The sequence below is a fragment of the Bradyrhizobium sp. USDA 4486 genome, from assembly GCF_054057995.1.
The window spans coordinates 6,799,740-6,825,304 of the sequence record NZ_JBSRZV010000001.1 but is presented as its reverse complement, the minus strand read 5'-3'; the positions used below and the strand labels follow the sequence as shown (position 1 = coordinate 6,825,304).

Here is a 25,565-nt window from a genome sequence, read left to right as displayed (position 1 = left end):
TGGTGCGCAATTGCGCACCTGAGAACCTCGAGATCCCGGGCTCGCTCCGCGCCCGGGATGGTGTCGTGACTTACGTCACGCCGTCACTTCTTCACCAGCGGGCAGCGCGACTGCTCCGGCGACTGGAACGCCTCGCTGCCCGGCACGGTGGCGAGCAGCTTGTAATCGTCCCAGCGGCCCTTGGACTCCGACGGCTTCTTCACCTCGAACAGGTACATGTCGTGCACCATGCGGCCGTCCTCGCGGATCTTGCCGTTATGTGCGAAGAAGTCGTTGATCGGCGTCTCCTTCATCACCTTCATGACCGCGGCGGCGTCGGTCGTACCCGCCGCCTTCACCGCCTTCAGATAATGCGTGACGGAGGAATAGACGCCGGCCTGTGCCGAAGTCGGCGGCCGCTTGACGCGCTCTTGAAAGCGTTTCGAGAAAGCGCGCGTCTCGTCGTTCATGTCCCAGTAAAAGGCCTCGGCCAGCAGGAGGCCCTGCGCGGTCTCGAGCCCGATCGAATCGATGTCGGTGACGAAGGCGAGCAGCGGCGACAGTTTCTGGCCGCCCTTGGTTATGCCGAATTCGGCGGCCTGCTTGATCGCGTTGACAGTGTCGCCGCCGGCGTTGGCGAGGCCGATCACCTTGGCCTTGGAGGACTGCGCCTGGAGCAGGAACGACGAGAAGTCCGACGTGTTGAGCGGATGGCGCACGCTGCCGAGCACCTTGCCGCCGGTCTTGGTCACGACGGCGCTGGTGTCCTTCTCCAGGTCCTGACCGAAGGCATAGTCGGCGGTGAGGAAGAACCAGGTGTCGAGGCCCGACTTCACGGTCGCAAGGCCGGTCACATTGGCCTGGCCGAACGTGTCGAACACGTAGTGGATGGTGTACGGACCGCAGGCCTCGTTGGTGAGACGGATCGAGCCGGGGCCGTTGAACATGATGATCTTGCCTCGCGCCTTCGCGATCTCGCCGGCGGCGAGCGCAGTCGCGGAGGCCGCGACGTCGTAGATCATCTCGACGCCCTGATTGTCGATCATGTCGCGCGCGATGTTGGCGGACAGATCGGCCTTGTTGAGATGGTCGGCCGCCAACACCTGGATCTTGCGTCCCAGCACCTCGCCGCCGAAATCCTCCACCGCCATCTTGGCCGCGGTCTCGCTGCCAGGGCCGGTGATGTCGGCATAAAGGCTCGACATATCGAGGATGCCGCCGATCTTGAGCGGGGGCTTGTCCTGGGCTTGCGCGGCGGCGCTCGCACTCAGGGCAAACGCGGCGGCAAAAATGTGCGCCCAAACATGCTTCATGGAAAGGACCTCCCGTTATCGCGCCGTTGCTCTGATGGCGGCTTGGTTATTGATGTTGCCGCGATCATGCCGCATGCGCGACAGCGCAGCAAGCGCGGCCGCTACGCAGCTTTCGTGACGGCACGCGTTTTCCGCAAAGCGGAATGGTCGGAAGACGCAAGACGTTGCCGCGTTGTTGTTTGCGAGCGAGCGTGAGGCAATGACATAGCATCGCGCGCCTGCCGTAGGGTGAGCAGAGGCGCTCTTCGCGCCGTGCCCACCAAGCGGCGCATCGAACCAAAGACGTGGGCATGCTTCGCTTTGCCCACGCTACGAGTGCCCCTTCGCCATTCACTACGTTTGAGTTAAGGTCACCGCGTAACGCAATCTCTCCGGGTCACGTGACGCGACTGCTTCATCTCATCGTCGCATTTTTTCTCGTCGCGGGTGACACGGCGTTCGCCGCGCCATGCCAATTCGACACGCAGGGCGAGGGCCGCGTCGCGGGAATCACCGATGCACGCAGCGTGCGTCTCGACGACGGACGCGAAGTGCGCCTCACCGGGATCGAGGCGACCGCAACGACCAAGCAGGCGCTGACATCGCTGCTCACCGGCCGCGACGTGATCCTGCGCGGCAGTGACGACACGCCCGACCGCTATGGCCGGCAAGGTGCACTGGTGTTCATCGGCGAGAGCGAGGTCTCCGTGCAGGCCATGCTGCTCGCCCAGGGCGACGCTCTCGTCTCCGGCGAGGTCACGGACAAGGACCGCGCGGCGGCCCTGACGGCGTCGGAGGCCGCCGCCCGGCGCCAAAAAATGGGCAGCTGGGCTGACCCGTCGGCCATAAAAAACGCGGAAAGTTCGGACGATATTTTGGCCGGGATCGGGCGCTTTATGGTGGTCGAAGGCAAAGTCCTGTCGGTCCGGCAAGCTGGGGCAATGACCTACCTCAACTTCGGGCGGAACTGGACACGCGGCTTCGCCGTGACTATTTCAAAGCGCGTGTTACCAACCTTTGAGGGCGCGGGGATCTCCCTTAAGTCCCTGGAGAATCGACGGATTCGAGTCAGGGGCTGGATTGAGGGGACGACGGGGCCGCGTATCGATGTGCGTCTCTTGGGACAGGTTGAATTGCTGGGCGCAAACGAGCCTACTGGGGTAAGGCCTTAACGGCCGGGCACGGGTTAATCGACGTGAATGGGGTGCTAGAACGGCACGGACGAGGTGATTGCCGCCGCCTGCGGGCTGCGCCGGCCGCGCTTTGCCTGGCGCTGGGCGGGCTCCTCGCTGGTTGCGGCGACATGAATCGGTTCCAGACCGCAGCCGCGCCGCCGACGGTCGCCCTGCCCAAGCCGAAGCCGGCCGTCGCGCAGACCCCCGCCACCGAGAAGGAGCACGAGCGCATCCTGGCGAGCTATGGCGGCACCTATGACGACCCCAAGCTCGAGGCGCTCGTCAGCAAGACTGTCGACCGGCTGGTCGCGGCGTCCGACCGACCCGACCAGGGCTACAAGGTCACCATCCTCAATTCCGGCGCGGTCAACGCCTTCGCGCTGCCGAACGGACAGCTTTATGTCACGCGCGGCCTGCTTGCGCTTGCGAGCGACACCTCGGAATTGTCCTCCGTGCTCAGCCACGAGATGGCGCATGTGCTGTCCAAGCACGCCGCCATGCGCGAGGACCAGGCGCGCCAGGCCGCGATCGTCACCCGTGTCGTCACCGACATGAGCAACGATCCCGATCTCACCGCGCTCGCCCTCGCCAAGACCAAGCTCACCATGGCGAGCTTCTCGCGCAACCAGGAGTTCGAGGCCGACGGCATCGGCGTCGGCATTTCCGCCAAGGCGCATTTCGATCCCTATGGTGCCGCGCGCTTCCTCTCGGCGATGGAGCGCAATGCCGAGCTGAAGGCCGGCAAGACCTCGCTCGATCCGCGCGCCCAGGATTTCACTTCGTCGCATCCGGCTACCCCGGAGCGCGTGCAGAACGCACAGGCCATCGCGCGGCAATATTCGGCACCCGAGGGCGCCGAGCGCGAGCGCGAGAGCTACCTCGCCGCGATCGACAACCTCGTCTACGGCGAGGACCCCAGCGAAGGCTTCGTGCGCGGCCGCAGATTCCTGCATCCCAAGCTCGGCTTCACCTTCCAGGCGCCTGATAATTTCACGCTCGACAACACCGCGCAGGCGGTGATCGGCGTACGTGACGGCGGCTCGCAGGCGATGCGCTTCGACGTCGTGCGCGTGCCGGCCGAGCAGTCGCTCGGCGACTACCTCAATTCCGGCTGGATGGAGGGCGTCGAGAAGGCTTCGACCGAGGACATCACGATCAACGGTTTTCCGGCCTCCTCCGTCACCGCGAAGGGCGACCAGTGGCAGTTCAAGGTCTACGCACTGCGCTTCGGCAGCGACGTCTACCGCTTCATCTTCGCGGCCCGGCAGAAATCGACCGAGAGCGAGCGCAACGCGCGCGAGACCGTCAACTCATTCCGCCGCCTGACGCTCGACGAGATCCAGGCTGCGCGCCCGCTGCGCATCAAGGTCATCACCGTGCAGCCGGGCGACACCGTGGAATCGCTGTCCCACCGCATGGCCGGCGTCGATCATCCGGCCGAACGCTTCCGCGTGCTGAACGGCCTCGACCGCACCGCGCAGGTGAAGGTCCGCGACCGCGTGAAGATCGTCGCGGATTGACGCGCGCTAAGCGCGCGTCATCTCGGGGCGCCGCGCTACCCGAACCCCGATATCGAGCCACAAGTAGCTATGCGTTCCGCGTGCCGATCAGCGGCCCGCGTCCATATCGCCGGCCTCGCGCTGGCCGCTGAGCCAGAGCGCGAGCAAGGTCCAGAATGCGCCGGACAGCAGATACGCACCCGAGGCGATGACGCCGAGATTGGTGGCGAGCAGCAGCGCGACCAGCGGCGCAAAGCCCGCGCCGAACAGCCAGGCCATATCCGAGGTCAGCGCCGAGGCGGTGTAGCGATAGGCCTGGCGGAAATTCGAGGCGATCGCACCCGAGGACTGGCCGAACGACAGGCCGAGCAGGATGAAGCCGATCACCATGTAGATGGTCTCGCCGAACGCGCCGGCGTCGAGCAGCTGCGGGGCAAAGCCGCTGTAGATCGCGATCGCGATCGCCGAACCCATCAAGAGCGACTTGCGGCCAACACGGTCGGCGATGATGCCGGAGACCACGATCGCGGCGACGCCGAACACGGCGGCGACGATCTCGATGATCAGGAAGCGCACCGGGCTCTCGCGGGTGAACAGGAACACCCAGGACAGCGGAAACACAGTGACCATGTGGAACAGGGCGAAGCTCGCCAGCGGCGCGAAGGCGCCGAGCATGATGTTCTGGCCTTCCCGCGCAACCGTCTCGGAGATGCGCGAGGGCTGCAATTCGCGGGTCTCGAACAGGGAAGCGTATTCTTCCGTCGTCACCATGCGCAGCCGGGCGAACAGCGCCACGACGTTGATGGCGAAGGCAACGAAGAACGGATAGCGCCAGCCCCAGTCGAAGAAATCATCGGCCGAGAGGTTGCCGGCGAAATAGGCGAACAGTGCGCTCGCCACGATCAGCCCGAGCGGTGCGCCGAGCTGCGGCACCATCGCGTACCAGCCGCGCTTCGACGGCGGCGCGTTCAGCGCCAGTAGCGAGGCCATGCCGTCCCAGGCGCCACCCCAGGCCAGACCCTGCGCGATGCGCGCCAGCGCCAGCAGCCAGATCGCGGCGACGCCGATGTCGTGATAGCCGGGCAGGAAAGCGAGCGCCACGGTGGCGGTGCCGAGCAGGAACAACGCCGAGACCAGCTTGGCGGTCTTGCCGTAGCTCCGGTCGATGGTCATGAAAATCACGGTGCCGATCGGCCGGGCCATGAAGGCCAGCGCGAAGATCATGAAGGAATAGAGCGTGCCGGTCAGCTCGCTCGTGAACGGGAAGACCAGGCGCGGGAACACGATCACCGAGGCGATCGCGAACACGAAAAAGTCGAAGAATTCCGAGGTGCGGCCGATGATGACGCCGATGGCGATCTCGCCGGGACTGGCCTGGTCGTGGCCGTGCTCGCCCGAGTGGAGGTCTGCCATTGCGGGGGTCTGTGCCGTCGCCATTCGTGCGCCCTTAACGTCCTGAAAACCAAAGCCGACCGCCCGGCGGACGCCAGGCAATCTGGGCCTGTCTGACCCAACATCCCGCAGTGCAACATTGGACAAATTGTCCAATGTCCGGATTGTTGCGCCGCAGCTACCCGTTGGCCCCGCAAAGGAAACTCATTTTCAAAGGCTCGGCCCGTGTCTCGTCTCAAGATCCTGGCACTACTACCCCTGGCAGTCGCGCTCAGCGGCTGCAACTATGTCGTGCTGGCGCCAGCCGGCGACATCGCTGCCCAGCAGCGCGACCTCGTCATCATCTCCACCGTCCTGATGCTTCTGATCGTCGTCCCCGTGATGGCGCTGACGGTGCTGTTCGCCTGGCGCTACCGCCAGTCCAACACCTCGGCCCGCTATGAGCCGGAATGGGATCACTCGACCAAGCTCGAGCTGGTGATCTGGTCGGCGCCGCTTCTGATCATCGTCTGCCTGGGCGCGCTGACCTGGATGGGCACGCATCTGCTCGACCCCTATCGCACGCTCGGCCGCATCCATGCCGACCGCGCCATCGACCAGTCCAAGGCCCCGCTCGAGGTCGACGTCGTCGCGCTCGACTGGAAGTGGCTCTTCATCTATCCGGACTACGGCATCGCCACCGTCAACGACCTCGCCGCGCCGGTCGATCGTCCGATCAACTTCCGCATCACCGCCTCCTCGGTGATGAACTCGTTCTACATCCCCGCGCTCGCCGGCCAGATCTATGCGATGCCGGGCATGGAGACCAAGCTCCACGCCGTGGTGAATCACGCCGGCACCTATAAGGGCTTTTCGGCCAACTACAGCGGCGCCGGCTTCTCCGGCATGCACTTCAACTTCCAGGGCCTCGACGACAAGGGCTTTGATGCCTGGGTCGCGCAGGCCAGATCGGCCGGCGGCTCGCTCGGCCGCGCCGAATATCTCCAGCTCGAGAAGCCGAGCGAGAACGAGCCGGTGCGCCGCTACGGCACGGTCGATGCCGATCTCTACCGCCTGATCCTCAACATGTGCGTCGAGACCGGCAAGATGTGCCAGAGCGAGATGATGGCGATCGACGCCAAGGGCGGCAACGGCCATGAGGGCCTGAACAACACCCTGCCGCTCACCTACGACAAGTACGCCCGCCGCGGCACTCCGTTCGGACCCGAACCGACTTTCGTCGCCGGTACCTGCACGCCGGATGCGCCGCAGGGCCAGACCACGGCGGCGATCAAGGCGCCGCTCGACACCGCGCCGCTGCTCGGCGCCGGCCTGAAGCGGCCGACTTTCACGCCGCTGAGGTCCTCGTCCTTCTTCCTCGGACAGCGTCCGAAGTCAGACTCCTAAAGAGATCCAGCATGTCTCCTGATCTTCTCAAGCTCATCTTCGGCCGCCTCGGCTTCGATTCGCTGCCGCTGCACGAGCCGATCCTCGTCGGCACCTTCGCGGTGGTGGCCCTCGGCGGCGTCACGCTGCTCGCCGGCCTGACCTACTTCCGCCTGTGGGGCTATCTGTGGCGTGAGTGGTTCACCACCGTGGACCACAAGCGCATCGGCATCATGTACATGATCCTCGGCATCGTGATGCTGTTGCGCGGTTTCGCAGACGCTCTCATGATGCGTGCGCAGCAGGCGATGGCGTTCGGCGGCTCCGAAGGCTTCCTCCCCGCCCATCACTACGACCAGGTCTTCACCGCCCACGGCGTGATCATGATCTTCTTCGTGGCGATGCCGCTGGTCACCGGCCTGATGAACTACGTCGTGCCGCTTCAGATCGGCGCGCGCGACGTGTCGTTCCCGTTTCTGAACAATTTCAGCTTCTGGATGACGGTCGGCGGCGCGGTGCTGGTGATGGCCTCGCTATTCATCGGCGAGTTCGCCCGCACCGGCTGGCTGGCTTATCCGCCGCTCTCCAACATCGGCTACAGTCCTGACGTCGGCGTCGACTATTACATCTGGGCGCTGCAAGTCGCCGGCGTCGGCACGACGCTATCGGGCATCAACCTGATCTGCACCATCGTCAAGTTGCGCTGCCCCGGCATGACCATGATGAAGATGCCGGTGTTCACCTGGACCTCGCTCTGCACCAACGTCCTGATCGTCGCCTCCTTCCCCGTGCTGACCGTCGTGCTCGCGCTGCTCTCGCTCGACCGCTACGTCGGCACCAACTTCTTCACGAACGATTTCGGCGGCAGCGCGATGATGTACGTGAACCTGATCTGGATCTGGGGTCACCCCGAGGTCTACATCCTGGTTCTCCCCGCCTTCGGCATCTTCTCCGAGGTGACCTCGACCTTCTCCGGCAAGCGCCTGTTCGGCTACACCTCGATGGTCTACGCCACGGTCGTCATCACCATCCTGTCGTACCTGGTCTGGCTTCACCACTTCTTCACGATGGGCTCGGGCGCCAGCGTCAATTCGTTCTTCGGCATCACCACGATGATCATCTCGATCCCGACGGGCGCGAAGATGTTCAACTGGCTGTTCACGATGTATCGCGGCCGCATCCGCTACGAGCTTCCGATGCTCTGGACGATCGCCTTCATGCTGACCTTCGTGATCGGCGGCATGACCGGCGTGCTGCTCGCGGTGCCGCCGGCCGACTTCGTGCTGCACAACAGCCTGTTCCTGATCGCCCACTTCCACAACGTGATCATCGGCGGCGTGGTGTTCGGTGCGTTCGCCGGCATCAACTACTGGTTCCCGAAGGCGTTCGGCTTCAAGCTCGATCCGTTCTGGGGCAAGCTGTCGTTCTGGTTCTGGGTCACCGGCTTCTACCTCGCCTTCATGCCGCTCTATGTGCTCGGCCTGATGGGCGTGACCCGCCGCCTGCGCGTGTTCGACGATCCGTCCCTGCAAATCTGGTTCGTCATCGCCGCGATCGGCGCCGGCCTCGTCTTCCTCGGCATCCTGTCCATGCTGATGCAGTTCGCGGTCAGCCTGCTCAAGCGCGAGCAGCTCAAGGACGTCACCGGCGATCCCTGGGATGCGCGCACGCTGGAATGGGCGACCTCCTCGCCGCCGCCGGACTACAACTTCGCCTTCACCCCCGTCGTTCACGACAATGACGCGTGGTGGGACATGAAAAAGCGCGGCTACCAGCGTCCGCTCTCCGGCTTCAAGCCGATCCATATGCCGAGCAGCACGGGCAGCGGCATCATCCTCGCCGGCTTCGCCACCGCGATGGGATTCGGCCTGATCTGGTACATGTGGTGGCTGGCGGCCGCGAGTTTCATCGCGATGCTCGCCGTCGGCATCGGCCACACCTTCAACTATCACCGCGACTTCGACATTCCGGCTGAGGACGTCATCCGGACCGAGGACGCGCGCACCAAACTGCTCGCCGGAGCCAAGTAAATGACCATTGCTGTCAAACCCACCCAATCGGGCGAGCCGCTGTTCTATCTCGCCGACGAACACCCGCATCCGGAAGGCTACAGCACCTCGCTCGGCTTCTGGATCTACCTGATGAGCGACTGCCTCATCTTCGCGATCCTGTTCGCCACCTTCGGCGTGCTCGGCGGCAACTACGCCGCCGGCCCCGCGCCGAAGGACCTGTTCGACCTGAACCTGGTCGCGGTGAACACCTCGATGCTGCTGCTGTCGTCGATCACCTACGGCTTCGCCATGCTGACGATGCAGCAGAACAAGATCGCCCAGACCCAGATGTGGCTGGCGATCACCGGTCTGTTCGGCCTCGCCTTCATCGGCATCGAACTCACCGAGTTCGCCCACATGATCCATGAAGGCGCTACGCCTCAGCGCAGCGCCTTCCTGTCCGCCTTCTTCACCCTGGTCGGCACCCACGGCCTGCACGTCTCCTGCGGCCTGATCTGGCTGGTGACGCTGATGGTGCAGGTCTGGAAGTTCGGCCTGATCGAGGCCAACCGCCGTCGCCTGATGTGCCTGTCGATGTTCTGGCACTTCCTCGACGTGGTCTGGATCGGCGTCTTCACCTTCGTCTATCTCCTGGGAGTTCTGCGATGAGCACCGATACCCACGCAGCCGGCGCGCACGACCATCACCACGGCGACGGCCACGCCCACGGCACGTTCTCGACCTATATGCTCGGCTTCGTGCTCTCGGTCGTGTTGACCGCCATCCCGTTCTGGCTGGTGATGAGCGGTGCGCTGCCGAGCAAGCAAATCACCGCGCTCGTGATCATGGCGTTCGCGGTCGTGCAGATCGTCGTGCACATGATCTACTTCCTGCACATGAACACCACCTCCGAGAACGGCTGGAGCATGATGGCGCTGATCTTCACCATCGTCATGGTGGTGATCGCGCTGTCCGGTTCGCTGTGGGTGATGAACCACCTCAACAGCAACATGATGCCGGTCCACCAGATGACGGGAATGAAGTGAGCGACGCGGGAGCCGTGACGGGCAAGGCAAAGGGGAGGCGCGGCGAGGCTACGCGCCCCTCCCTGTGGCTCACGGCCCTCTCGCTCGCGGCTTTCGTCGTTCTGATCGCGCTCGGCGTCTGGCAGGTCGAGCGACGCGCCTGGAAGCTGGCGCTGATCGACCGGGTTGAGCAGCGCGTCCATGCCCCGGTCCAGCCGATCCCCGCGCCGGCGTCATGGTCTGCGGTCACCGCCGCGAAGGACGAATACAGGCACGTCAGCCTTGCTGGCCGCTTCCTGCACGACCGCGAGACGCTGGTTCAGGCCGTGACCGAGGAAGGTCCGGGCTATTGGGTGCTGACGCCGCTTCAGCGCGATGACGGCACGCAGGTCCTGGTCAACCGCGGTTTCGTGCCGACCGAGCGGCGCGACGCATCGACGCGCCAGGCCGGCAATCCCGACGGCGAGGTCGAGATCACCGGCCTCCTGCGCATGACCGAGCCCAAGGGCGGATTCCTCCGAAACAACGTGCCTCAGCACAACCGCTGGTATTCGCGCGATGTCGCGGCGATTGCGGCCGCACGCCGCCTCACCAACGTCGCGCCCTTCTTCGTCGACGCCGACGCCGGATCACAAACCGCTGGCGGGCCGATCGGCGGATTGACCGTGATCCGCTTTCCCAATAACCACCTGATCTACGCGCTGACGTGGTTTGCCCTGTCCTTCATGCTGGCCGGCAAGCTTTTTGTCACATTCGGCGGCGGGCTGTTCCGCCGCAAGCGCTTCGTCCACGAACCGGCTGGCGGCCCCGATGCCGCCGCCCGCAGGACGGGATCAGATGCTGGAACGATCGTCGAACAGGCCTGACGACGGAACAACGCCGACGCTTGCCGCTGGCGCCGTCACGCTGCGATCGCAGGCGGACGCGCGCGGCGAGCTGATCGGCGCTGCGCCGACCGATGACGAAACCAACCGCAAGAACATGGCGCTGCTGATCCAGCTGCGCTGGACCGCGGTGATCGGCCAGATCGTGACCATCGGCGGCGTGCATTTCTGGCTCGGCATTCCCCTGCCCCTGGAGCGAATGGGCGCGGTGATCGGTGCGCTGGTGCTGCTCAATGTATCCAGCCTGATCTGGGTGCGCCATCGCGCCGCGATCTCCAGCAACGAGCTGCTGGTCGCCTTGATGCTCGACGTCGCTGCGCTCACCGCGCAGCTCTACCTCAGCGGCGGCGCCACCAATCCTTTCACCTCGCTGTTCCTGCTCCAGGTGACGCTCGGCGCGGTGCTGCTCGATGCGCGTTCGACCTGGTCGCTGGTCGCCCTGACCTGCGCCAGTTTCGTCTGGCTGACGATCGCCTATCGCCCGCTCGACCTGCCGCCAAACCCGCTGAGCGAAACCTATACGCTCACCGTCGCCGGCATGCTGCTGGGCTTCGTGCTCAATGCGGTGTTGCTGGTTGTGTTCGTCACCCGCATCAACAGGAATCTGCGACAACGCGATGCGCATCTGGCGGCGCTCCGCCAGCACGCGGCCGAGCAGGACCACATCGTCCGCATGGGCCTGCTCGCCTCCGGCGCCGCGCATGAGCTCGGTACACCGCTGGCCTCGCTGTCGGTGATCCTCAGCGATTGGCGCCGCATGCCGGATCTTGCCGCCGACCAGGAGCTCGCCGAGGACCTCTCGGAAATGGAGACCTCGCTGCAGCGCTGCAAATCCATCGTCACGGGCATCCTGGTGTCGGCGGGCGAAGCGCGCGGCGAAGGCTCCTCGCCGACCACGGTGACGGCGTTCGTCACCGCGCTGGTCGAAGAATGGCGCGACGCGCGCTCGGCGCGGACGCTCTATTTCGTCAACACCTTCGGCGAGGACGTCGCGATCGTCTCCGACATCGCGCTGAAGCAGGTGATCTTCAACGTGCTCGACAACGCCTATGAGGTCTCGCGCGACTGGGTCGAGCTCGTGGCCGAGCGCGAGGGCGACAATCTGGTGCTGGCGATCAGCGACCGCGGCCCGGGCTTCGCGCCGGAGATGCTGGCGCAGCTCGGCAAGCCCTATCAGTCGAGCAAGGGCCGCGCCGGCGGCGGGCTCGGCCTATTCCTGGTGGTGAACGTCGTACGCAAGCTCGGTGGCACCGTGACCGCCGAGAACCACAGGAAGCGCGGCGCCACCGTGCGCCTGACGCTGCCGCTCGCAACGCTCGCGATCGGAGGCAAGTTTGACGCCTGACCGCTCGCTCATTGTCGTGGAGGATGATGCCGGCTTCGCGCGCACGCTGAAGCGCTCGTTCGAGCGCCGCGGCTACGAGGTTGTGCTGGCGGCATCGATCGAAGAGGTCCGCAAGGTGCTGGAGGAGCGATCCTTCGGCCATGCCGTGGTCGATCTCAAGCTCGGCGGCGCCTCGGGCCTCGCCTGCGTCGAGCTGCTGCATACGCACGATCCGGAGATGCTGATCGTGGTGCTGACAGGCTTTGCCAGCATCTCCACCGCCGTCGAAGCCATCAAGCTCGGGGCCTGCCACTATCTCGCCAAGCCCTCCAATACCGACGACATCGAGGCCGCTTTCAACAGGGCCGAAGGCAACGCCGAAGTCGCGCTGGACACGCGGCCGACCTCGATCAAGACGCTGGAATGGGAGCGCATCCACCAGACCCTGATCGAGACGGATTTTAATATTTCGGAGGCAGCGCGGCGATTGGGGATGCATCGCAGGACGCTGGCGAGGAAGCTCGAGAAGCGGCCGGTGAAATAGGCTATCGCGCAGCGCGGCCGTAGCCCAGGATGGGCGAAGCGATATCCGGGCTGCAAAAATGACCGGCCTGCTTCTGCATCTCGCCTCGCGACGTGACAGTTGAGGTCAACACCGTCCTGATCGAAGCGCGCATTGACCTCGATGCGGCAGAGCTTCACGCGCGAGATCAACTTGGTCATTTGTGCGAGAGCTGCCTTGCGCACCTGCCTTCTCCCGGTTCACGGGGACCGATGATCCCAGGCCGCACACAAGCAAAAGCCCGGCCGAACGGCCGGGCTTTTGATGTGCTTGCGCGTAACGAAGCTGCTTACGCGGCCTCGTCAGCGACGGTGGTGTCGTCGCCATCGGTATCGTCGGTATCGCCCTCGGCATCCGTATCGGCCTCGCCCTCGGCAGCTTCGGCCTTGGCATTGGCGCGGCGCGGGCTCTTGGCGAGCTGAGCCTCGATCTCCTTGACCGCTTCGGTCTCGGTCGAGTGCTGCACCACCGCGATCTCGCGGGACAGACGGTCGAGCGCCGCTTCATAGAGCTGGCGTTCGCTGTAGGACTGCTCCGGCTGCGACTCCGAGCGGTAGAGGTCGCGCACGACCTCCGCGATCGCGACGATATCGCCCGAATTGATCTTCGCTTCGTATTCCTGGGCGCGGCGCGACCACATGGTGCGCTTGACGCGGGCGCGGCCCTTGAGCGTCTCCAGCGCCTTCTTGACCAGCGCGGGCTCGGACAGCTTGCGCATGCCGACATTGGCGACCTTTGCGGTCGGAACGCGCAGCGTCATCTTGTCCTTGATGAAGTTGATGACGAACAGCTCGAGCTTCGCGCCGGCGATCTCCTGCTCCTCGATGGCCAGGATCTGGCCGACGCCGTGAGCGGGATAGACCACGAATTCGTTGGCCTTGAAGCCCTGACGCTGGGTCACGACCTTCTTTTCCTCGACCTTCGGCGCAGCAGCGGCCTTCACGGCCGGCTTGGCGGCAGCGACGGGAGCCTTGGCAGGCGCAGCAGCAACGGGGGCCTTCGCGGCGGGCTTCGCAGCATGAGCCTTAACAGCAGCGGACTTGGCAGCAACAGGCTTGGAAACGGTCGCTTTCGCGGCCGGCTTGGCAGTCTTGTGAGGCATTGCGCTTCTTTTGTTCTTCGAGGACTTTGCAGCCGGCGCCTTCGTCGCGGTCCGACCCTTGGATGCGCTACGGCTGGCCGCGGCGACTTTTTTGGCCTCCTTATGGGAAGCCCTCGCTGAAGTACTCTTTTTACGCGTTTTCTGTGACACAGCCTGCGCGCGGAAACTGCCACGCCCCTGTTCGACATTTTGGTTTCACGGGAACCCAGAGGGGCCAACGGGGCTGACGGGGTTCGGCTCAATGTGCCCAATATAGCACATTTCCCGCAAAAATCAATGATTTAGGGGCTTTTACGACTGGTTTTCGGCGCCGACGAAGGTATTAGGGTTAAGTTTGGCCCTGATTCAGTCTCCGGAGCCGGGGTTCGGAGAAAAATATTTCTCGAACTTGCCATCCATCCCGTCGAACTCCTTGGCGTCGGCGGGTGATTCTTTCTTCTGGGTGATGTTCGGCCAGCTCTTGGCGTATTCGGCGTTGACCTCGAGCCACTTTTCCAGGCCCGGTTCCGTGTCCGGCTTGATGGCGTCGGCGGGGCATTCCGGCTCGCACACGCCACAATCGATGCACTCGTCCGGATGGATGACCAGCATGTTGTCACCCTCGTAAAAACAATCGACCGGGCAGACCTCGACGCAGTCGGTGTACTTGCACTTGATGCAGTTTTCAGTGACGACGTAAGTCATCCAACGCTCCGAAAAGCTCTTTTAAAAGTCGCGGCTTGCCTAGCGCGGATGGCCCGGCGCCGCAAGGTCGGGAAGGCCCGATCATGACCGCTTTATGTGATTGATCGACCAAGAAATGAATTGGCGGCGCAATTAATTGCGTTTTGCTTCGCTCAGCTCCTCGTAGAGCACGCGCGCCGAGGCGGCATCGCCGCGGCGCTCGTTGAAGGCGATGACCTTCAACACGCGCACGGTGCGATCGAGCGCGATGGTGAGGACATCACCGATCTTGATCGCATGGCCTGGCGATTTTTCGCGCGCGCCATTGACGCGGACGTGGCCGGACTCGACGAGCTCGGCCGCGGAGGTGCGCGCCTTCACCACTCGCGCGTGCCACAGCCATTTGTCGATGCGCTGCCGGTCGGTCGTGGCTCTATTCCTTCTGACGCGCTCTCTTCACGCGAACCGCTCCGCATTTCGCTTGAAAACGCTATGCTACTCCTTCCGCCCCGACAGCTGCTCCTTCAGCGCGGCGAGCTTGGCGAAGGGCGAGTTCGGATCGATGGGACGATCGCGCTCGCGCGGGGCGGCGCTCGAGGCGTAGGGACGCAGCGAGGGACCGGACTCGCGGTCGCGACGATCGCGGCCCTTGTCGCGGTCGCGGCCGCCGCGGTGCTCGCGCTCGCCGGGCTTGCCCTTGTTGCGATCGCGATCCTTGCCCTCGAAGCGGCGGTTGTTGTCGCCCCGCTGCTCGCGGCGCTCGCCGCCGCCTTCGTCGCGGCCCTCGCGGAAATCCCTGCCATCCCGGCGATGACCGCCGTGACGATGACCCGGCTTCGCGCCTTCGGCGGCTCCGCCGGGCGCGGCGCTCGCTGCAGCGGGCGCGCTGCCCGCTTCAGCACCGGCCTGCGGGCGCACCTGGTTGTGGTGACGCTGATGGCGATGGCGCTCGTGGCGCGGCTTGCGATCCTCGTGACGGCCGCCGGGACGCCAGACCTCGACGAGCTCGGGCTCGGCAGGCGCAGCCGCATCTGCAGATGCGGCAGCTTCGGTTGCAGCGGCCTCGGCGGGCGCGGCTTCGAGGCCGCTTGCCTCAGTTGCCTCAGTGGGCGCAACGGCTTCTTCCGCCGGCGGCGCGATGCCCGGAGCGTCTTCGGGCGTGACGGGAGCCTCGGGTGAGGCTTCGACCGCCGGCTCCTCGTGCGCAGGCTCGTCGTGCTGCTCCATGCCGGGCGCGTCTTCAACGGTGACGGCTTCAGCAGAGGGCGTATCAGAGGCGGCTGCCTCGGCCGGCAGACCGGCGACGGCTTCAGCGGCGATCTCGGTCGAGGTCTCCGCGCTGCCTTCACTGGGCGGCGTTTCGGCTGCAACGGTCTCCGCAGCAGGCGCCGCCGGCTTCACCGGCAGCGGCGGGCGCTTCTCCATGCGATAGCCGAGCGCGCGCAGCACGGACGCAAAGTCCTCGCCGGCGGAGCCGGTGAGCGAGGTCATCGCCTGCGTCACCACGAAGCTGCGGCCGTCGAACGCGCCAGCGGGCTTTTCGCCGGGCGAGTTCTCGCGCCAGGCCAGCGCCGGGCGGATCAGATCGGCAAGACGCTCCAGGATGTCGACGCGCACGGCGCGCTCGCCAGCCTGCTTGTACCCGAGCACGCGATAGGCATCGCGCGGCAGAGATTTGTCGACCGGGAACGAGGTGCGGCCGGACGAAGCCAGATGCTGCGCGCCCGAAAGCGAGGACAGATCGACATTGTCCTGCTTCAGCGCCCAGAGCAGCGCGGCGAGCGCGCGTGCGGCGGGCTTCAAGAGGCCGGGGAAATAGATGTGATAGGCGCCGAAGCGGACGCCGTATTTGCGCAAGGTCGCGCGCGAGGGCTGATCGAGATCCTTCAGCTCGCTCGCGATCTTCGGGCGCTCGAGCACGCCGAGCGCCTCGACCAGCTGATAGGCGATGCCCCGGGCAATGCCGGTGACGTCCTCGGCCTTCGACAGCTCGAACATCGGGCCGAGCAGCTTTTCGATATGCGTCTTGAGCCAGAGCTCGAGCCGGGCCTGCACCTTCTCGCGGGGGCCGCCGGTGAGGCGCTCGTCGGAGATGATGCGGATGCGCGGATGCAGCGCGTCGTCCGCGGCAGACAGCCGCGCCACGGCATCGCCGGTCCAGCGGATGATGCCTTCCGAGGTCAGCACGAATTGGTCGTCCGGCGCATTGCCCAATTTCTCGGCGCGCGCATTGATCTCGCCGGCGAGCACCGCTTGCGCTGCAGCCTGCAAGGCTTTCGCATCGGAGCCGGCCTCCGCCGCATCCGGTGCAAAGGTGAAGCCATCGAGGCGGCCGATGACATGGCCTTCGACGATGACTTCGCCGGTCTTGCCGATTTCAGTATTCAAGCTCGTGTTCTCCCGCAGGCGGCGCATCAATACACTGGTCCGGCGATCAACGAAACGCTCAGTCAAGCGTTCATGGAGCGCATCCGATAATTTATTTTCGACCTCCCGCGCGATCCCCTGCCAGCGTTCGGGGTCTTTCAGCCAGTCCGGGCGGTTGGCAACGAAGGTCCAGGTGCGGATCTGCGCGATCCGGGCCGACAGCGTATCGATATCACCGTCGATGCGGTCGGCCTGGTCGACCTGGGCTGCGAACCAGGAATCGGGGATGCAGCCCTTCTGCATCAGGAAGCCATAGAGCGTCGTCACCAGCTCGGCATGGGCCGCCGGCGACAGCTTTCGGTAATCGGGGACCTGGCAGGCCTCCCAGAGCCGCTCCACGGCGGCCTTGCCATGCGCGATATCGCGCACCTCGACGTCGCGGGCGGCATGGTCGAGCACGCGCATGTCCTCGGCAACAGGGGCGCGCGTCAGCGCGTCATGGCCGGGGGCAAGGTTCAGCGACACCTGGAGCGCGCCGAGCGAGGAGAAATCCAGCTTCGAGTTGCGCCATTGCAGCATCTTCACGACATCGAAGGTGTGGTTCTGGAGCGCGTTGACGAGCTCGGGCTCGAACGGCGCGCAGCGCCCTGTCGTACCAAAGGTGCCGTTGCGCGTGGCGCGGCCGGCGCGGCCGGCGATCTGCGCGAACTCGGCCGGGGTCAGGCGGCGGAACTGGTAGCCGTCGAACTTGCGGTCGGAGGCGAAGGCGACGTGGTCGACGTCGAGATTGAGGCCCATGCCGACCGCGTCGGTGGCGACGAGATAGTCGACATCGCCGTTCTGGAACATCGCCACCTGCGCATTGCGCGTGCGCGGCGAGAGCGAGCCCAGAACGACGGCAGCGCCGCCATGCTGGCGGCGGATCAGCTCGGCGATGGCGTAGACCTCGTCGGCGGAGAAGGCGACGATGGCGGTGCGGCGCGGCTGGCGTGTGATCTTGCGATCGCCGGCGAATTCGAGGCTGGACAGGCGCGGCCGCGTGATCATGGAGGCGCCGGGCAACAGCCGCTCGACGATTGGGCGCATCGTCGCGGCCCCTAACAGCAGCGTCTCGTCGCGGCCGCGGCGATTGAGGATGCGGTCGGTGAAGACGTGGCCGCGTTCGAGATCGGAGGCGATCTGGATCTCGTCGACGGCGAGGAAGGAGACGTCGATGTCGCGCGGCATCGCCTCGACGGTGGAGACCCAATAGCGCGGGTTCTTCGGCTTGATCTTCTCCTCGCCCGTGACCAGCGCGACGCTCTCGACACCCGCGCGGTCGGCGATCTTGTTGTAGACCTCGCGCGCCAAGAGGCGCAGCGGCAGCCCGATCATGCCCGAGGGATGCGCCAGCATCCGCTCGATGGCGAGATGGGTCTTGCCGGTGTTGGTCGGCCCGAGCACCGCAGTGACGCCAGCGCCGGGCGCGCGCTCGGAAGCGAAGGGGGAGGAAGAGAAGGCCATGTCTATCGGATTAGGTAATGGCGATTTGGGCGAATGTCAGTGCTGGATGGGGCGTGTTGGGGGCTGATGCCTGTCGGCTCCGTCTCCGGTCGCTGGGCTGCCGCGCCACCCTCCGCTGTCATGCCCCGGCTTGACCGGGGCATCCAGTGCCGCGGCCTGTCCGCTCAACCACATCCGCCTCGGCGGACTGGATCGCCCGGTCAAGCCGGGCGATGACACCGGGCGCGTCGGAGCCGCCTTCCCAAACCTCGCGCAACTGTCTCACTTTGCGACGCTTTTCCCGTTCTCTTTAAGCTTCGGAACGACTCTAGAACGAATCGCGGCCGAATCGCTGACTCCCCGTTGAGTCCTGTTACGTTCACGCAACATGTCGCGGGACTCGTTTTGCGTGTGCACTAGATGGAGTTTTGGTGTGCCGCACAAGCGACGATTTGAGGACGGAAAGGCTCAAGTTGGGGACGGCGCCGAGTCGAATCAGAATCGGGGCGGAGTCAAACGGATTCGCAATTCTCGAGCCCTCGAAACAAAAATCGAAAACAACCCCATGCACAGTAGCAGCGCCTCGCGCCCATCTGGCGGGGTGGCGGCGGTTAAGAGGTTGAGATAGCTGGTGTTCTTACCCTCCCCTGAAGGGGGAGGGTGGGCAGCGGGAACTACTGCGTCTTCGCCACGCGCGGGGGCTGGGGCGAGGTGATGAAGCTGGTGGCTTCCAGCATCGCCGGCCCCAAGGGGGTCGGAACCTTCAGCCAGAACGGGACCAGGATTCGCGTGCCCGCCACCGGGGCGAACGCGATCTCGATATTGCGCTGGGCGGCGAGATATTTGATCACGGGGCGGTCGGGGATGTAGCCGGCCACGGGCACGAAATAGAGCGCGCAGACCACGACCGGGCCCCGGTACCCCTTCTCCGCCTTCACCGTCTCCATGCGCTTGAAATCGAGCTTGAGGTCGTAGCGCATGCGGCCGTCGAACACGGGGGCGGCGTTGTGGCAGGCCTCGGGCGTGACAGGATCGCCGGTGCCGGGCACGCGGAGCAGCGAGGCCGTCATTGGGTCCCAGACGCCGCGGCGATGCGCGTCGGTGACGACGATGCGGTCAGGATCGACCGGCGGCTCCGGCACGATGCCGAACTCCTTCACATTGCCCTTGTCGAGCGTTATGCGGATCTCTTCGGTCTTCTTCGAGGTGGTGGTGGAGGCCTGGTAGCCGGTCGCAACCAGCGCGCCGTTGACGACGCGCCCCTGCGAGGCGCCGGTGCCGGACCCGCCCGCGAACGACTTCAAAAGCCCGGTGGTGCCGCCACTGGCCGCGGCCGCGAACACGTCGTCGCCGATATCGATGTTCCAGGCGCCCTTGCCGACGGGAATGCCCGCCAGCGTCGCCTCATATTGCGCCTCGAGCTTGCCCTGCGCCGCTACCGGCTCGGCGCCCCACGCGAGCGCGAGCCCGCAAAGGGCCGCGAAGGCCAGCCGGCGGGCCGAGCGCGGCCGGGACGCAAGTCGGGGAAGTCTCAGCACGAAACGATCCAATCGGGGCGCGACGGCTGTTACTTAAGCCAAAAACCGCGGCGCACAATGTGTCCGGGCATCTCAAGCCTGGAACTTGAGCCGACTCTTCAAGCCCGATTGCGCCCTTTATGTGATGGTAAGGGGTTTCAATCATTGCCGTTTTGGTGATCGGGGGGTGGCAAGCTCTTGCCACTTGTTCCCCTGTCATGCCCCGGCTTGACCGGGGCATCCAGTACCCCGCGGGGCCCTCGACTCCAACCACCGCCTCGGAGTACCGGATCGCCCGGTCAAGCCGGGCGATGACACCGAGGCTGGGCATAGTGCGCGCCCCCAAAACCCCGCCCAAAACCTTGACGTCCCGCCCCTTCCCCCCTATACGTCCGCCCGCTCCCTGCAAGGACAGAGAATTTGCCCCTGTGGCGCCCCGAATGGCGGCCGCAACTCATTGGGGGCTCGAACCAAGGATAATGCCATGTCTCGCCGCTGCGAACTGACGGCCAAGGGCCCCCTCGTCGGCCACAAGGTCAGCCACTCCAACATCAAGACCAAGCGCCGCTTCCTGCCGAACCTCGTCAACGTGACGTTCATCTCGGAAGCCCTCGGCCGCAACGTGCGCCTGCGCGTCTCCACCAACGCGGTCAAGAGCGTCGACCACAATGGCGGCTTGGATGCCTATCTGCTCAAGGCCAATACCGACACGCTCTCCCCGCGCGCGGTCGAGCTGAAGCGCGCCATCCAGAAGAAGGTCGGCGACACTCAGCCTGCGAAGAAGGCCAGCTAAGGATTTTGAAATCGGGCGGGGGCTAGGTTGCGTCGCGTGGCGTAGGCTTAGCCAGTAAGAGTTTGCGTTGCGGCCGGATCGAGAGATCCGGCCGTTTTTGTTTTGGTATCGATAGCTGCGCTGAAAGTTCAATTGCAGATTGAACGATAGATGTCCAAGATGATTGGCAGGGGCTTACGGGCAGAGTTGTTATCGCGCATCGCGATATAAGACAAAGATGCCAAATCTCGATTGCTTCCTGAGCAATCGTAATGCGACGAGTGTTTGACCAGTGAATGCTCGGTGATCGCATAGGAGTGCCTGTAAGCCCCTTCTTATTGGGGGCCGAGTGTCATTACTGCTCAAGCTTAAAACAGCGAAATCATTGGACGATATCGCGAGCCTGTTAGGGTACCAACCGCAGGGGCTCGCCTACAACGTCCTGAAGCTCCATCGCTGCCTGCGCAAGACCGACAGGACGCAGCCGCGGCAGATGGTGTTCTGCGATCCCGGGGTCGACCCGCTGGCGGAGACCCGTAAACACCACCGCGCGCCCGTTAACCGTCCATTAACCAACGCAGCCTAGCCTGCGGTAATCGTCCAGCCATCATTAGCTCGAAATGCCTTCCCGGTTTGCTCCAGGAGAAGTGCCGATGTGCGTTGCGTTGTTGACGTATGCTGATCTCAGTGCCCGCCTGAATATCTCGCGCGAGGCCGCTCGGTCGTTGGCGAGACGCCGCCGGTTGCCGCGCTCGCGGTCGGATGACGGCAAGACGCTGGTGAGCGTCGATCTCGCCGAGCTCCGCTACACGCCCCGCCCGCGACGGGCCCGCCAGGCGGACCATATCGATGCCGCCACGGCAAAGATCGAGGCGTCGCGCGAGCCGGTCGCCACTTCGCTGGAAAACGCTTCTGATTCTTGTTCTGACGCGCTTTCTTCACGCGAACCCGCCGCCACTTCGCGCGAAAACGCTATGGAGATCGAGGCCCTCAAGGCGGAGGTTGCGCGGCTCGAAGAGGTCGCAACCGCCTACAGGGCCGTGTTCGAGCGCGAGCGTGAGCGCGCCGATCGGCTGGCCGCCGAGCTGATGCAGGCGGCGGCCGAGACGGCGGCAGCCAATGCGTGGGCGGCACGACTGGAAGACGAAGTGGCGGACTTGCGGAGCGGTCGCCGCGCTGGCGGCGGGATCGCGGGACAGGCCGCGCTTCGATTGGGACATCTGGCCGCTGCGATCGTGCAGGCAGACCGCGCGGCTCGCAGGTAGCACTTGAACCTTTACCCATTCCCGGCCGCCGGAGCAAACGCGAGGACAGAATGACTGACATCACCGACATCCGCGAGATGAAGGCCCGCATCGTCGTGTTCGGCGTCGGCGGCGCCGGCGGCAACGCCGTCAACAACATGATCACGGCCGGGCTGCAAGGCGTCGAGTTCGTCGTCGCCAATACCGACGCGCAGGCGCTTGCCATGTCCAAGGCAACGCGCCTGATCCAGCTCGGCACCAACGTCACCGCAGGCCTCGGCGCCGGCTCGCAGCCCGAACTCGGACGCGCCGCGGCCGAGGAGGTCATCGACACGATCCGCGAGCATCTGACCGGCGCGCACATGGTGTTCGTGACGGCCGGCATGGGCGGCGGCACCGGCACCGGGGCTGCGCCGATCGTCGCCAGGACCGCGCGCGAGCTCGGCATCCTCACCATCGGCGTCGTCACCAAGCCGTTCTACTTCGAGGGCCAGCGCCGCATGCGCTTTGCCGAAGCCGGCATCGAGGAGCTGCTGAAGACGGTCGACACCCTCCTGATCATCCCGAATCAGAATCTGTTCCGCGTCGCCAGCGCGAAGACGACGTTCGCCGATGCCTTTGCCCTGGCCGACCAGGTGCTCTATTCGGGCGTCGCCTGCATCAGCGACCTCATCGTCAAGGAAGGCCTGATCAACCTCGATTTTGCCGACGTTCTCTGCGTGATGCGGGAGAAGGGCAAGGCCATGATGGGACGGGGCGAGGCGTCCGGCGAGAAGCGCGTGCTCGCGGCCGCCGTGGCGGCCATCTCCAATCCGCTGATCGAGAACCCCTCGATCAAGCGCGCCAGCGGCCTCATCATCTCCATCACCGGCGGCAAGGATCTCATGCTGTACGAGGTCGACGAAGCCGCCACCCGCATTCGCGACGAGGCCGACCCGGACGCCAACATCATCGTCGGCGCCTCGTTCGACGAAAGCCTCGAAGGCATCGTCCGCGTCTCGGTGGTGGCGACCGGGATCGACAATGTCGACCCGGCGCACGAGGCGCCGGCGGTGGAAACCGCGCTCACGCAGCTCGCCGGACGGCTGCGCAACGACGGCCGCCGCATCGCCGATCGCATCGAGCGCAGTGCTGGCCTTCCGCACGTGGAAAGCCCGCCGCTCCGTCCGCAGCCGCATAACCCAGTGGGGCCACCGGCAAGGCCGAATCCGGACTATGCGCGCCAGGCGATGCCGCAGCCGCTCGATCCTTACGGCCGATCATCCCCGCGCAACATGGCCGACGAAAGCATTCTCGATATCCCCGCCTTCCTGCGCCGCGCCGCCAACTGAGCGTGTCGCTACTAGGCGGCTCCAGAGCGCGATGAGATCAAGTTCGGTCCTCTGTCAGAGGTCCACCTCTGCCAGCGGGGAGAAGTCGGATCGCGCCTAGCGATGCGAAGGGGGCCGCTACGCTCAGTGAGACCGTATCTCTCTCCCGCGGATCGCATCTTTCGATGCGCATCACCCTCTCCCCTTGTGGGAGAGGGTGGCTTCGCGATAGCGAAGCCGGGTGAGGGGTTCTCTCCGCGCGTGAGGCTGTGGGTTCGTGGAGAGATACCCCTCATCCGGCGCCATAGCCGAAGCCTCGCTTCGGCGTTCTTAGGAACGGCGGCCGAAGGCCGCCTATGCCACAAGGGGAGAAGGGAAAGCAGGCCACTCGCCACGTTCACGCGGCCGTGCTGCGCGGGTTCTCCGCGGCTTCCCTTTTTTCCGTCTCCTTGTCGCGAGACAGCCAGGCCGGAAAGCGAAGCAGGCGATCGCCCGCCTCTTTTGGCGGCTCGATGGGCGCCTCACTGGCCGAGCTCGGGAGGTCCAGCACGGCGTGTCCTGTTCGCACGGCGTCCGCCCGCTGGTCCAGTTCACGCAAGAGGGGATCGAGCACGGTGTCGATTTCGGTCGCCACCGACACCAGGAAGCTCTTGAGCTCGCCCGCCTCGGGCACCACGGCCGAGGCCTGCTCGATCGCCTTGGAGAGGCCGTCGACGACAGGCGTAAACGCGCCGGCGGCTTGCATGAAAAATTCGGGTTTTTATCGCTTCGATTTCGCCGAGGACGCGATCACGCTCCCGCCTGTTCTTCTCCTCCGCAAGGCGGGCTTCGATCTCGGCGATCTGAGCCGTCAAGGTGGTGGCTTCGGATGCGAGTGCATCGCGTCTTGCGCGCGCGCGATCGAGATCGCGGCTGAGATTGTCCACTAGATCGTCCTTCCCGAACATTGCTTTGCTCCGTAGGACAGCCGTGGCGCGAACCGCCAGCCGCTCAAGCGAGCCAAAGGCTGGACCGGCCGAAAAAGGCATCATTTGCGGTCGCGTCACATGGGCCGACATGGTGACCCCCAGTCGTCCACATTAGGCGCCGGCATGGTTAATGACTGGTTAATGTCAACAGATGATGCGGGGCGACATGCGGCCCCATTGCCGGCTTCGTCTCCTCGCTGCCATCCAGTTCCGCTATACTCGCCCAGGTCGCATCAGCCGGAGGCGCATCCGATGGACCAGGCGCACGACACCGACCGCAAAGCCGAGCCGAAAAACCTCGTCATCTGCTGCGACGGGACCGGCAACGAGATTTCGGAGAACATCTCCAACGTGCTGAAGCTCTATCGCTGCCTGCGCAAGACCGACAAGACGCAGCCGCGGCAGATGGTGTTTTACGATCCCGGGGTCGGCACGGTGACGGAGCCGACGACCTGGAACCGCTGGAAGGCCAACATCAACCTGGTGCTGGGGCTCGCCACCGGCTACGGGCTCGACGAGAACGTGCTGTCGGCCTATTGCTTCCTGATCGAGCATTACGCGCCGGGCGACCGCATCTACCTGTTCGGCTTCTCGCGCGGCGCCTATACCGTGCGGGTGCTGGCGGGGCTGATTCACAAGATCGGCCTGATCTCGCCGGAGCAGGCGAACCTCGCAGGCTCGGGCCTCGTCGCCTACAAGCAATATTCCGGCACCGGGCGCGGCAACGACATCTCCGACCTGCAGGACGTCACGGTCGACGACCAGGGGCCTCTGCCGAAGGACACGTTCGACCTCGCCGCGCAGTTCGCGCGCATCACCTCGACGCGCTGGCCGACCATCCACTTCATCGGCGTCTGGGACACGGTGGCGAGCGTGATCGTGCCGCGGCGCGACAATTTCTTCTTCGTGTTCAGCCTGGAGGAGCTCGCCTTCACGCTGCGCAATCCCAGCGTCAAGATCTTCCGGCAGGCGATCGCGATCGACGAGCGGCGCTGCATGTTCCGCCTGAAAGCGTACGAGGAGCCGCAGGAGTTCTGGCGCAACCGCTATGTGCCGGACGAGAAGAAGGAGCAGCAGGACATCCTGCAGGTGTGGTTCGCCGGCGTGCATTGCGATGTCGGCGGCGGCTATCCGGAGGCGGAGAGCGCCGAGTCGAAATATCCGCTTGTGTGGATGATCGAGGAGGCGGCGAAAGCGGGCCTGAACTTCAACCCGCGCACCGTGAACCAGCTCGCCTGGGGCGTGCCGCGCAAGAACTCGCCGTTCAAATACGTCGAGCCGGCTTACACCGGCAAGGCGGGCGCGCTGCACAATTCGATGACGGCGGCCTGGCGCGTGCTGGAATATCTGCCGAAGAGCGCGAAGTACAAGGAATGGCCGGAGCGGAAAGTGTTTGCCGGCTTCTACATCCCCGATTGCGAGCCGCGCGTCATCCCCGAGGGCGCCCATGTGCATGAGAGTGTGCTGAAGCGCATGGCGGTGGAGCCGGACTACCGCCCGGTGAACCTGCCGAAAGCGTACGTCACCGTGCCGATGCCGGTGCCCCCGCATGCGGACGGGGCGGTGCCGGAGCACGTGGCGTGAAGGCTCTTACCCTCCCATGGAGGGGGAGGGTGCGCACCTCGCTACCGCCGGTTTCTCCATTGGCCGCC

The 25,565-nt window shown here is 65.1% G+C and carries 22 protein-coding genes; 14 read left to right on the top strand and 8 right to left on the bottom strand.

Features of this window, described 5'->3' with window-relative positions:
* Positions 1-83: 83 nt before the first annotated feature.
* The gene (locus ACVWY3_RS32180) at positions 84-1,292 is read right to left on the bottom strand and encodes an ABC transporter substrate-binding protein (protein WP_456842058.1); all 1,209 of its coding nucleotides are present in this window, start codon (positions 1,290-1,292) and stop codon (positions 84-86) included.
* A 290-nt stretch (positions 1,293-1,582) separates the two neighbouring features.
* Between ACVWY3_RS32180 and ACVWY3_RS32175 the strand changes: the two genes are divergently transcribed.
* The gene (locus ACVWY3_RS32175; protein ID WP_456842057.1) at positions 1,583-2,443 is read left to right on the top strand and encodes a thermonuclease family protein; all 861 of its coding nucleotides are present in this window, start codon (positions 1,583-1,585) and stop codon (positions 2,441-2,443) included.
* Positions 2,444-2,574: 131 nt separating this feature from the next.
* Positions 2,575-3,966, top strand: coding sequence for a M48 family metalloprotease (locus ACVWY3_RS32170; protein WP_456842056.1), 1,392 nt, complete (start codon positions 2,575-2,577; stop codon positions 3,964-3,966).
* 87 nt (positions 3,967-4,053) lie between these two features.
* Here ACVWY3_RS32170 and ACVWY3_RS32165 read toward each other — a convergent pair whose 3' ends face one another.
* Positions 4,054-5,382 (bottom strand): MFS transporter, encoded by a 1,329-nt coding sequence (locus ACVWY3_RS32165; RefSeq protein ID WP_456842055.1) that lies wholly within the window; start codon positions 5,380-5,382, stop codon positions 4,054-4,056.
* A 180-nt stretch (positions 5,383-5,562) separates the two neighbouring features.
* Here ACVWY3_RS32165 and cyoA point away from each other — a divergent pair, with 180 nt between their 5' ends.
* Genes cyoA through ACVWY3_RS32130 form a run of 7 tightly spaced genes read left to right on the top strand, consistent with a single transcriptional unit; the run spans position 5,563 to position 12,470 of the window.
* Positions 5,563-6,723: a ubiquinol oxidase subunit II gene (gene cyoA, locus ACVWY3_RS32160; protein ID WP_456842054.1), complete on the top strand. Its 1,161-nt coding sequence runs from the start codon at positions 5,563-5,565 to the stop codon at positions 6,721-6,723.
* A gap of 11 nt (positions 6,724-6,734) precedes the next feature.
* A complete protein-coding gene (gene cyoB, locus ACVWY3_RS32155; RefSeq protein WP_456842053.1) occupies positions 6,735-8,732 on the top strand; it encodes a cytochrome o ubiquinol oxidase subunit I in 1,998 nt (665 codons plus the stop codon).
* Positions 8,733-9,362: a cytochrome o ubiquinol oxidase subunit III gene (gene cyoC, locus ACVWY3_RS32150; protein WP_456842052.1), complete on the top strand. Its 630-nt coding sequence runs from the start codon at positions 8,733-8,735 to the stop codon at positions 9,360-9,362. It begins immediately after the preceding gene.
* Positions 9,359-9,739, top strand: a complete 381-nt coding sequence (cyoD, locus tag ACVWY3_RS32145) for a cytochrome o ubiquinol oxidase subunit IV (RefSeq protein WP_456842051.1) — start codon at positions 9,359-9,361, stop codon at positions 9,737-9,739. The genes cyoC and cyoD overlap by 4 nt, the downstream gene beginning before the upstream one ends.
* On the top strand, positions 9,736-10,584 hold the full coding sequence (locus tag ACVWY3_RS32140) for an SURF1 family protein (protein WP_456842050.1): 849 nt from the start codon (positions 9,736-9,738) through the stop codon (positions 10,582-10,584). Before cyoD ends, ACVWY3_RS32140 begins: the two co-directional genes overlap by 4 nt.
* Positions 10,556-11,947, top strand: coding sequence for an ATP-binding protein (locus tag ACVWY3_RS32135; protein WP_456842049.1), 1,392 nt, complete (start codon positions 10,556-10,558; stop codon positions 11,945-11,947). The genes ACVWY3_RS32140 and ACVWY3_RS32135 overlap by 29 nt, the downstream gene beginning before the upstream one ends.
* On the top strand, positions 11,937-12,470 hold the full coding sequence (locus tag ACVWY3_RS32130; RefSeq protein ID WP_027565016.1) for a response regulator transcription factor: 534 nt from the start codon (positions 11,937-11,939) through the stop codon (positions 12,468-12,470). Before ACVWY3_RS32135 ends, ACVWY3_RS32130 begins: the two co-directional genes overlap by 11 nt.
* A gap of 307 nt (positions 12,471-12,777) precedes the next feature.
* Here ACVWY3_RS32130 and ACVWY3_RS32125 read toward each other — a convergent pair whose 3' ends face one another.
* The 5 genes from ACVWY3_RS32125 to ACVWY3_RS32105 form a co-directional block, all read right to left on the bottom strand.
* Positions 12,778-13,590, bottom strand: a complete 813-nt coding sequence (locus ACVWY3_RS32125) for a CarD family transcriptional regulator (protein ID WP_456842048.1) — start codon at positions 13,588-13,590, stop codon at positions 12,778-12,780.
* A gap of 345 nt (positions 13,591-13,935) precedes the next feature.
* On the bottom strand, positions 13,936-14,274 hold the full coding sequence (gene fdxA, locus ACVWY3_RS32120) for a ferredoxin FdxA (RefSeq protein WP_456842047.1): 339 nt from the start codon (positions 14,272-14,274) through the stop codon (positions 13,936-13,938).
* Positions 14,275-14,406: 132 nt separating this feature from the next.
* Positions 14,407-14,664, bottom strand: coding sequence for an RNA-binding S4 domain-containing protein (locus ACVWY3_RS32115; RefSeq protein WP_456843510.1), 258 nt, complete (start codon positions 14,662-14,664; stop codon positions 14,407-14,409).
* An 84-nt stretch (positions 14,665-14,748) separates the two neighbouring features.
* The gene (locus ACVWY3_RS32110; protein ID WP_456842046.1) at positions 14,749-18,123 is read right to left on the bottom strand and encodes a helicase-related protein; all 3,375 of its coding nucleotides are present in this window, start codon (positions 18,121-18,123) and stop codon (positions 14,749-14,751) included.
* Between the two features lie 653 nt (positions 18,124-18,776).
* The gene (locus ACVWY3_RS32105; RefSeq protein WP_456843509.1) at positions 18,777-19,637 is read right to left on the bottom strand and encodes a DUF3108 domain-containing protein; all 861 of its coding nucleotides are present in this window, start codon (positions 19,635-19,637) and stop codon (positions 18,777-18,779) included.
* A gap of 466 nt (positions 19,638-20,103) precedes the next feature.
* Between ACVWY3_RS32105 and rpmB the strand changes: the two genes are divergently transcribed.
* The 4 genes from rpmB (at position 20,104) to ftsZ (ending at position 22,966) form a co-directional block, all read left to right on the top strand.
* The gene (rpmB, locus tag ACVWY3_RS32100; RefSeq protein WP_456842045.1) at positions 20,104-20,412 is read left to right on the top strand and encodes a 50S ribosomal protein L28; all 309 of its coding nucleotides are present in this window, start codon (positions 20,104-20,106) and stop codon (positions 20,410-20,412) included.
* A 328-nt stretch (positions 20,413-20,740) separates the two neighbouring features.
* Positions 20,741-20,977 (top strand): hypothetical protein, encoded by a 237-nt coding sequence (locus ACVWY3_RS32095; RefSeq protein WP_456842044.1) that lies wholly within the window; start codon positions 20,741-20,743, stop codon positions 20,975-20,977.
* Positions 20,978-21,044: 67 nt separating this feature from the next.
* Positions 21,045-21,656 carry a hypothetical protein gene (locus ACVWY3_RS32090; protein ID WP_456842043.1) on the top strand — a complete coding sequence of 204 codons (612 nt, stop codon included), beginning with the start codon at positions 21,045-21,047 and terminating at the stop codon, positions 21,654-21,656.
* 50 nt (positions 21,657-21,706) lie between these two features.
* Positions 21,707-22,966, top strand: a complete 1,260-nt coding sequence (ftsZ, locus tag ACVWY3_RS32085) for a cell division protein FtsZ (RefSeq protein ID WP_456842042.1) — start codon at positions 21,707-21,709, stop codon at positions 22,964-22,966.
* A gap of 376 nt (positions 22,967-23,342) precedes the next feature.
* Here the strand turns inward: ftsZ and ACVWY3_RS32080 are convergent, their stop codons facing one another.
* A complete protein-coding gene (locus ACVWY3_RS32080; protein WP_456842041.1) occupies positions 23,343-23,690 on the bottom strand; it encodes a hypothetical protein in 348 nt (115 codons plus the stop codon).
* 475 nt (positions 23,691-24,165) lie between these two features.
* Here ACVWY3_RS32080 and ACVWY3_RS32075 point away from each other — a divergent pair, with 475 nt between their 5' ends.
* Complete coding sequence (locus ACVWY3_RS32075) at positions 24,166-25,497, top strand: DUF2235 domain-containing protein (RefSeq protein ID WP_456842040.1); 1,332 nt, start codon at positions 24,166-24,168, stop codon at positions 25,495-25,497.
* Positions 25,498-25,565 lie beyond the last annotated feature (68 nt).

Excerpts from the sequence above, each read along its gene's own strand:
- ACVWY3_RS32175 (WP_456842057.1), top strand. The coding sequence starts at position 1,583 with ATGCTTCGCTTTGCCCACGCTACGAGTGCCCCTTCGCCATTCACTACG.
- ACVWY3_RS32125 (WP_456842048.1), bottom strand. The coding sequence starts at position 13,590 with ATGCCTCACAAGACTGCCAAGCCGGCCGCGAAAGCGACCGTTTCCAAG.
- ACVWY3_RS32075 (WP_456842040.1), top strand. The coding sequence starts at position 24,166 with ATGGACCAGGCGCACGACACCGACCGCAAAGCCGAGCCGAAAAACCTC.
- ACVWY3_RS32110 (WP_456842046.1), bottom strand. The coding sequence starts at position 18,123 with ATGGCCTTCTCTTCCTCCCCCTTCGCTTCCGAGCGCGCGCCCGGCGCT.
- ACVWY3_RS32170 (WP_456842056.1), top strand. The coding sequence starts at position 2,575 with ATGAATCGGTTCCAGACCGCAGCCGCGCCGCCGACGGTCGCCCTGCCC.
- ACVWY3_RS32090 (WP_456842043.1), top strand. The coding sequence starts at position 21,045 with ATGTGCGTTGCGTTGTTGACGTATGCTGATCTCAGTGCCCGCCTGAAT.
- ACVWY3_RS32180 (WP_456842058.1), bottom strand. The coding sequence starts at position 1,292 with ATGAAGCATGTTTGGGCGCACATTTTTGCCGCCGCGTTTGCCCTGAGT.
- cyoB (WP_456842053.1), top strand. The coding sequence starts at position 6,735 with ATGTCTCCTGATCTTCTCAAGCTCATCTTCGGCCGCCTCGGCTTCGAT.
- ftsZ (WP_456842042.1), top strand. The coding sequence starts at position 21,707 with ATGACTGACATCACCGACATCCGCGAGATGAAGGCCCGCATCGTCGTG.
- ACVWY3_RS32080 (WP_456842041.1), bottom strand. The coding sequence starts at position 23,690 with ATGCAAGCCGCCGGCGCGTTTACGCCTGTCGTCGACGGCCTCTCCAAG.
- fdxA (WP_456842047.1), bottom strand. The coding sequence starts at position 14,274 with ATGACTTACGTCGTCACTGAAAACTGCATCAAGTGCAAGTACACCGAC.
- ACVWY3_RS32135 (WP_456842049.1), top strand. The coding sequence starts at position 10,556 with ATGCTGGAACGATCGTCGAACAGGCCTGACGACGGAACAACGCCGACG.
- cyoD (WP_456842051.1), top strand. The coding sequence starts at position 9,359 with ATGAGCACCGATACCCACGCAGCCGGCGCGCACGACCATCACCACGGC.
- ACVWY3_RS32165 (WP_456842055.1), bottom strand. The coding sequence starts at position 5,382 with ATGGCGACGGCACAGACCCCCGCAATGGCAGACCTCCACTCGGGCGAG.
- cyoC (WP_456842052.1), top strand. The coding sequence starts at position 8,733 with ATGACCATTGCTGTCAAACCCACCCAATCGGGCGAGCCGCTGTTCTAT.
- rpmB (WP_456842045.1), top strand. The coding sequence starts at position 20,104 with ATGTCTCGCCGCTGCGAACTGACGGCCAAGGGCCCCCTCGTCGGCCAC.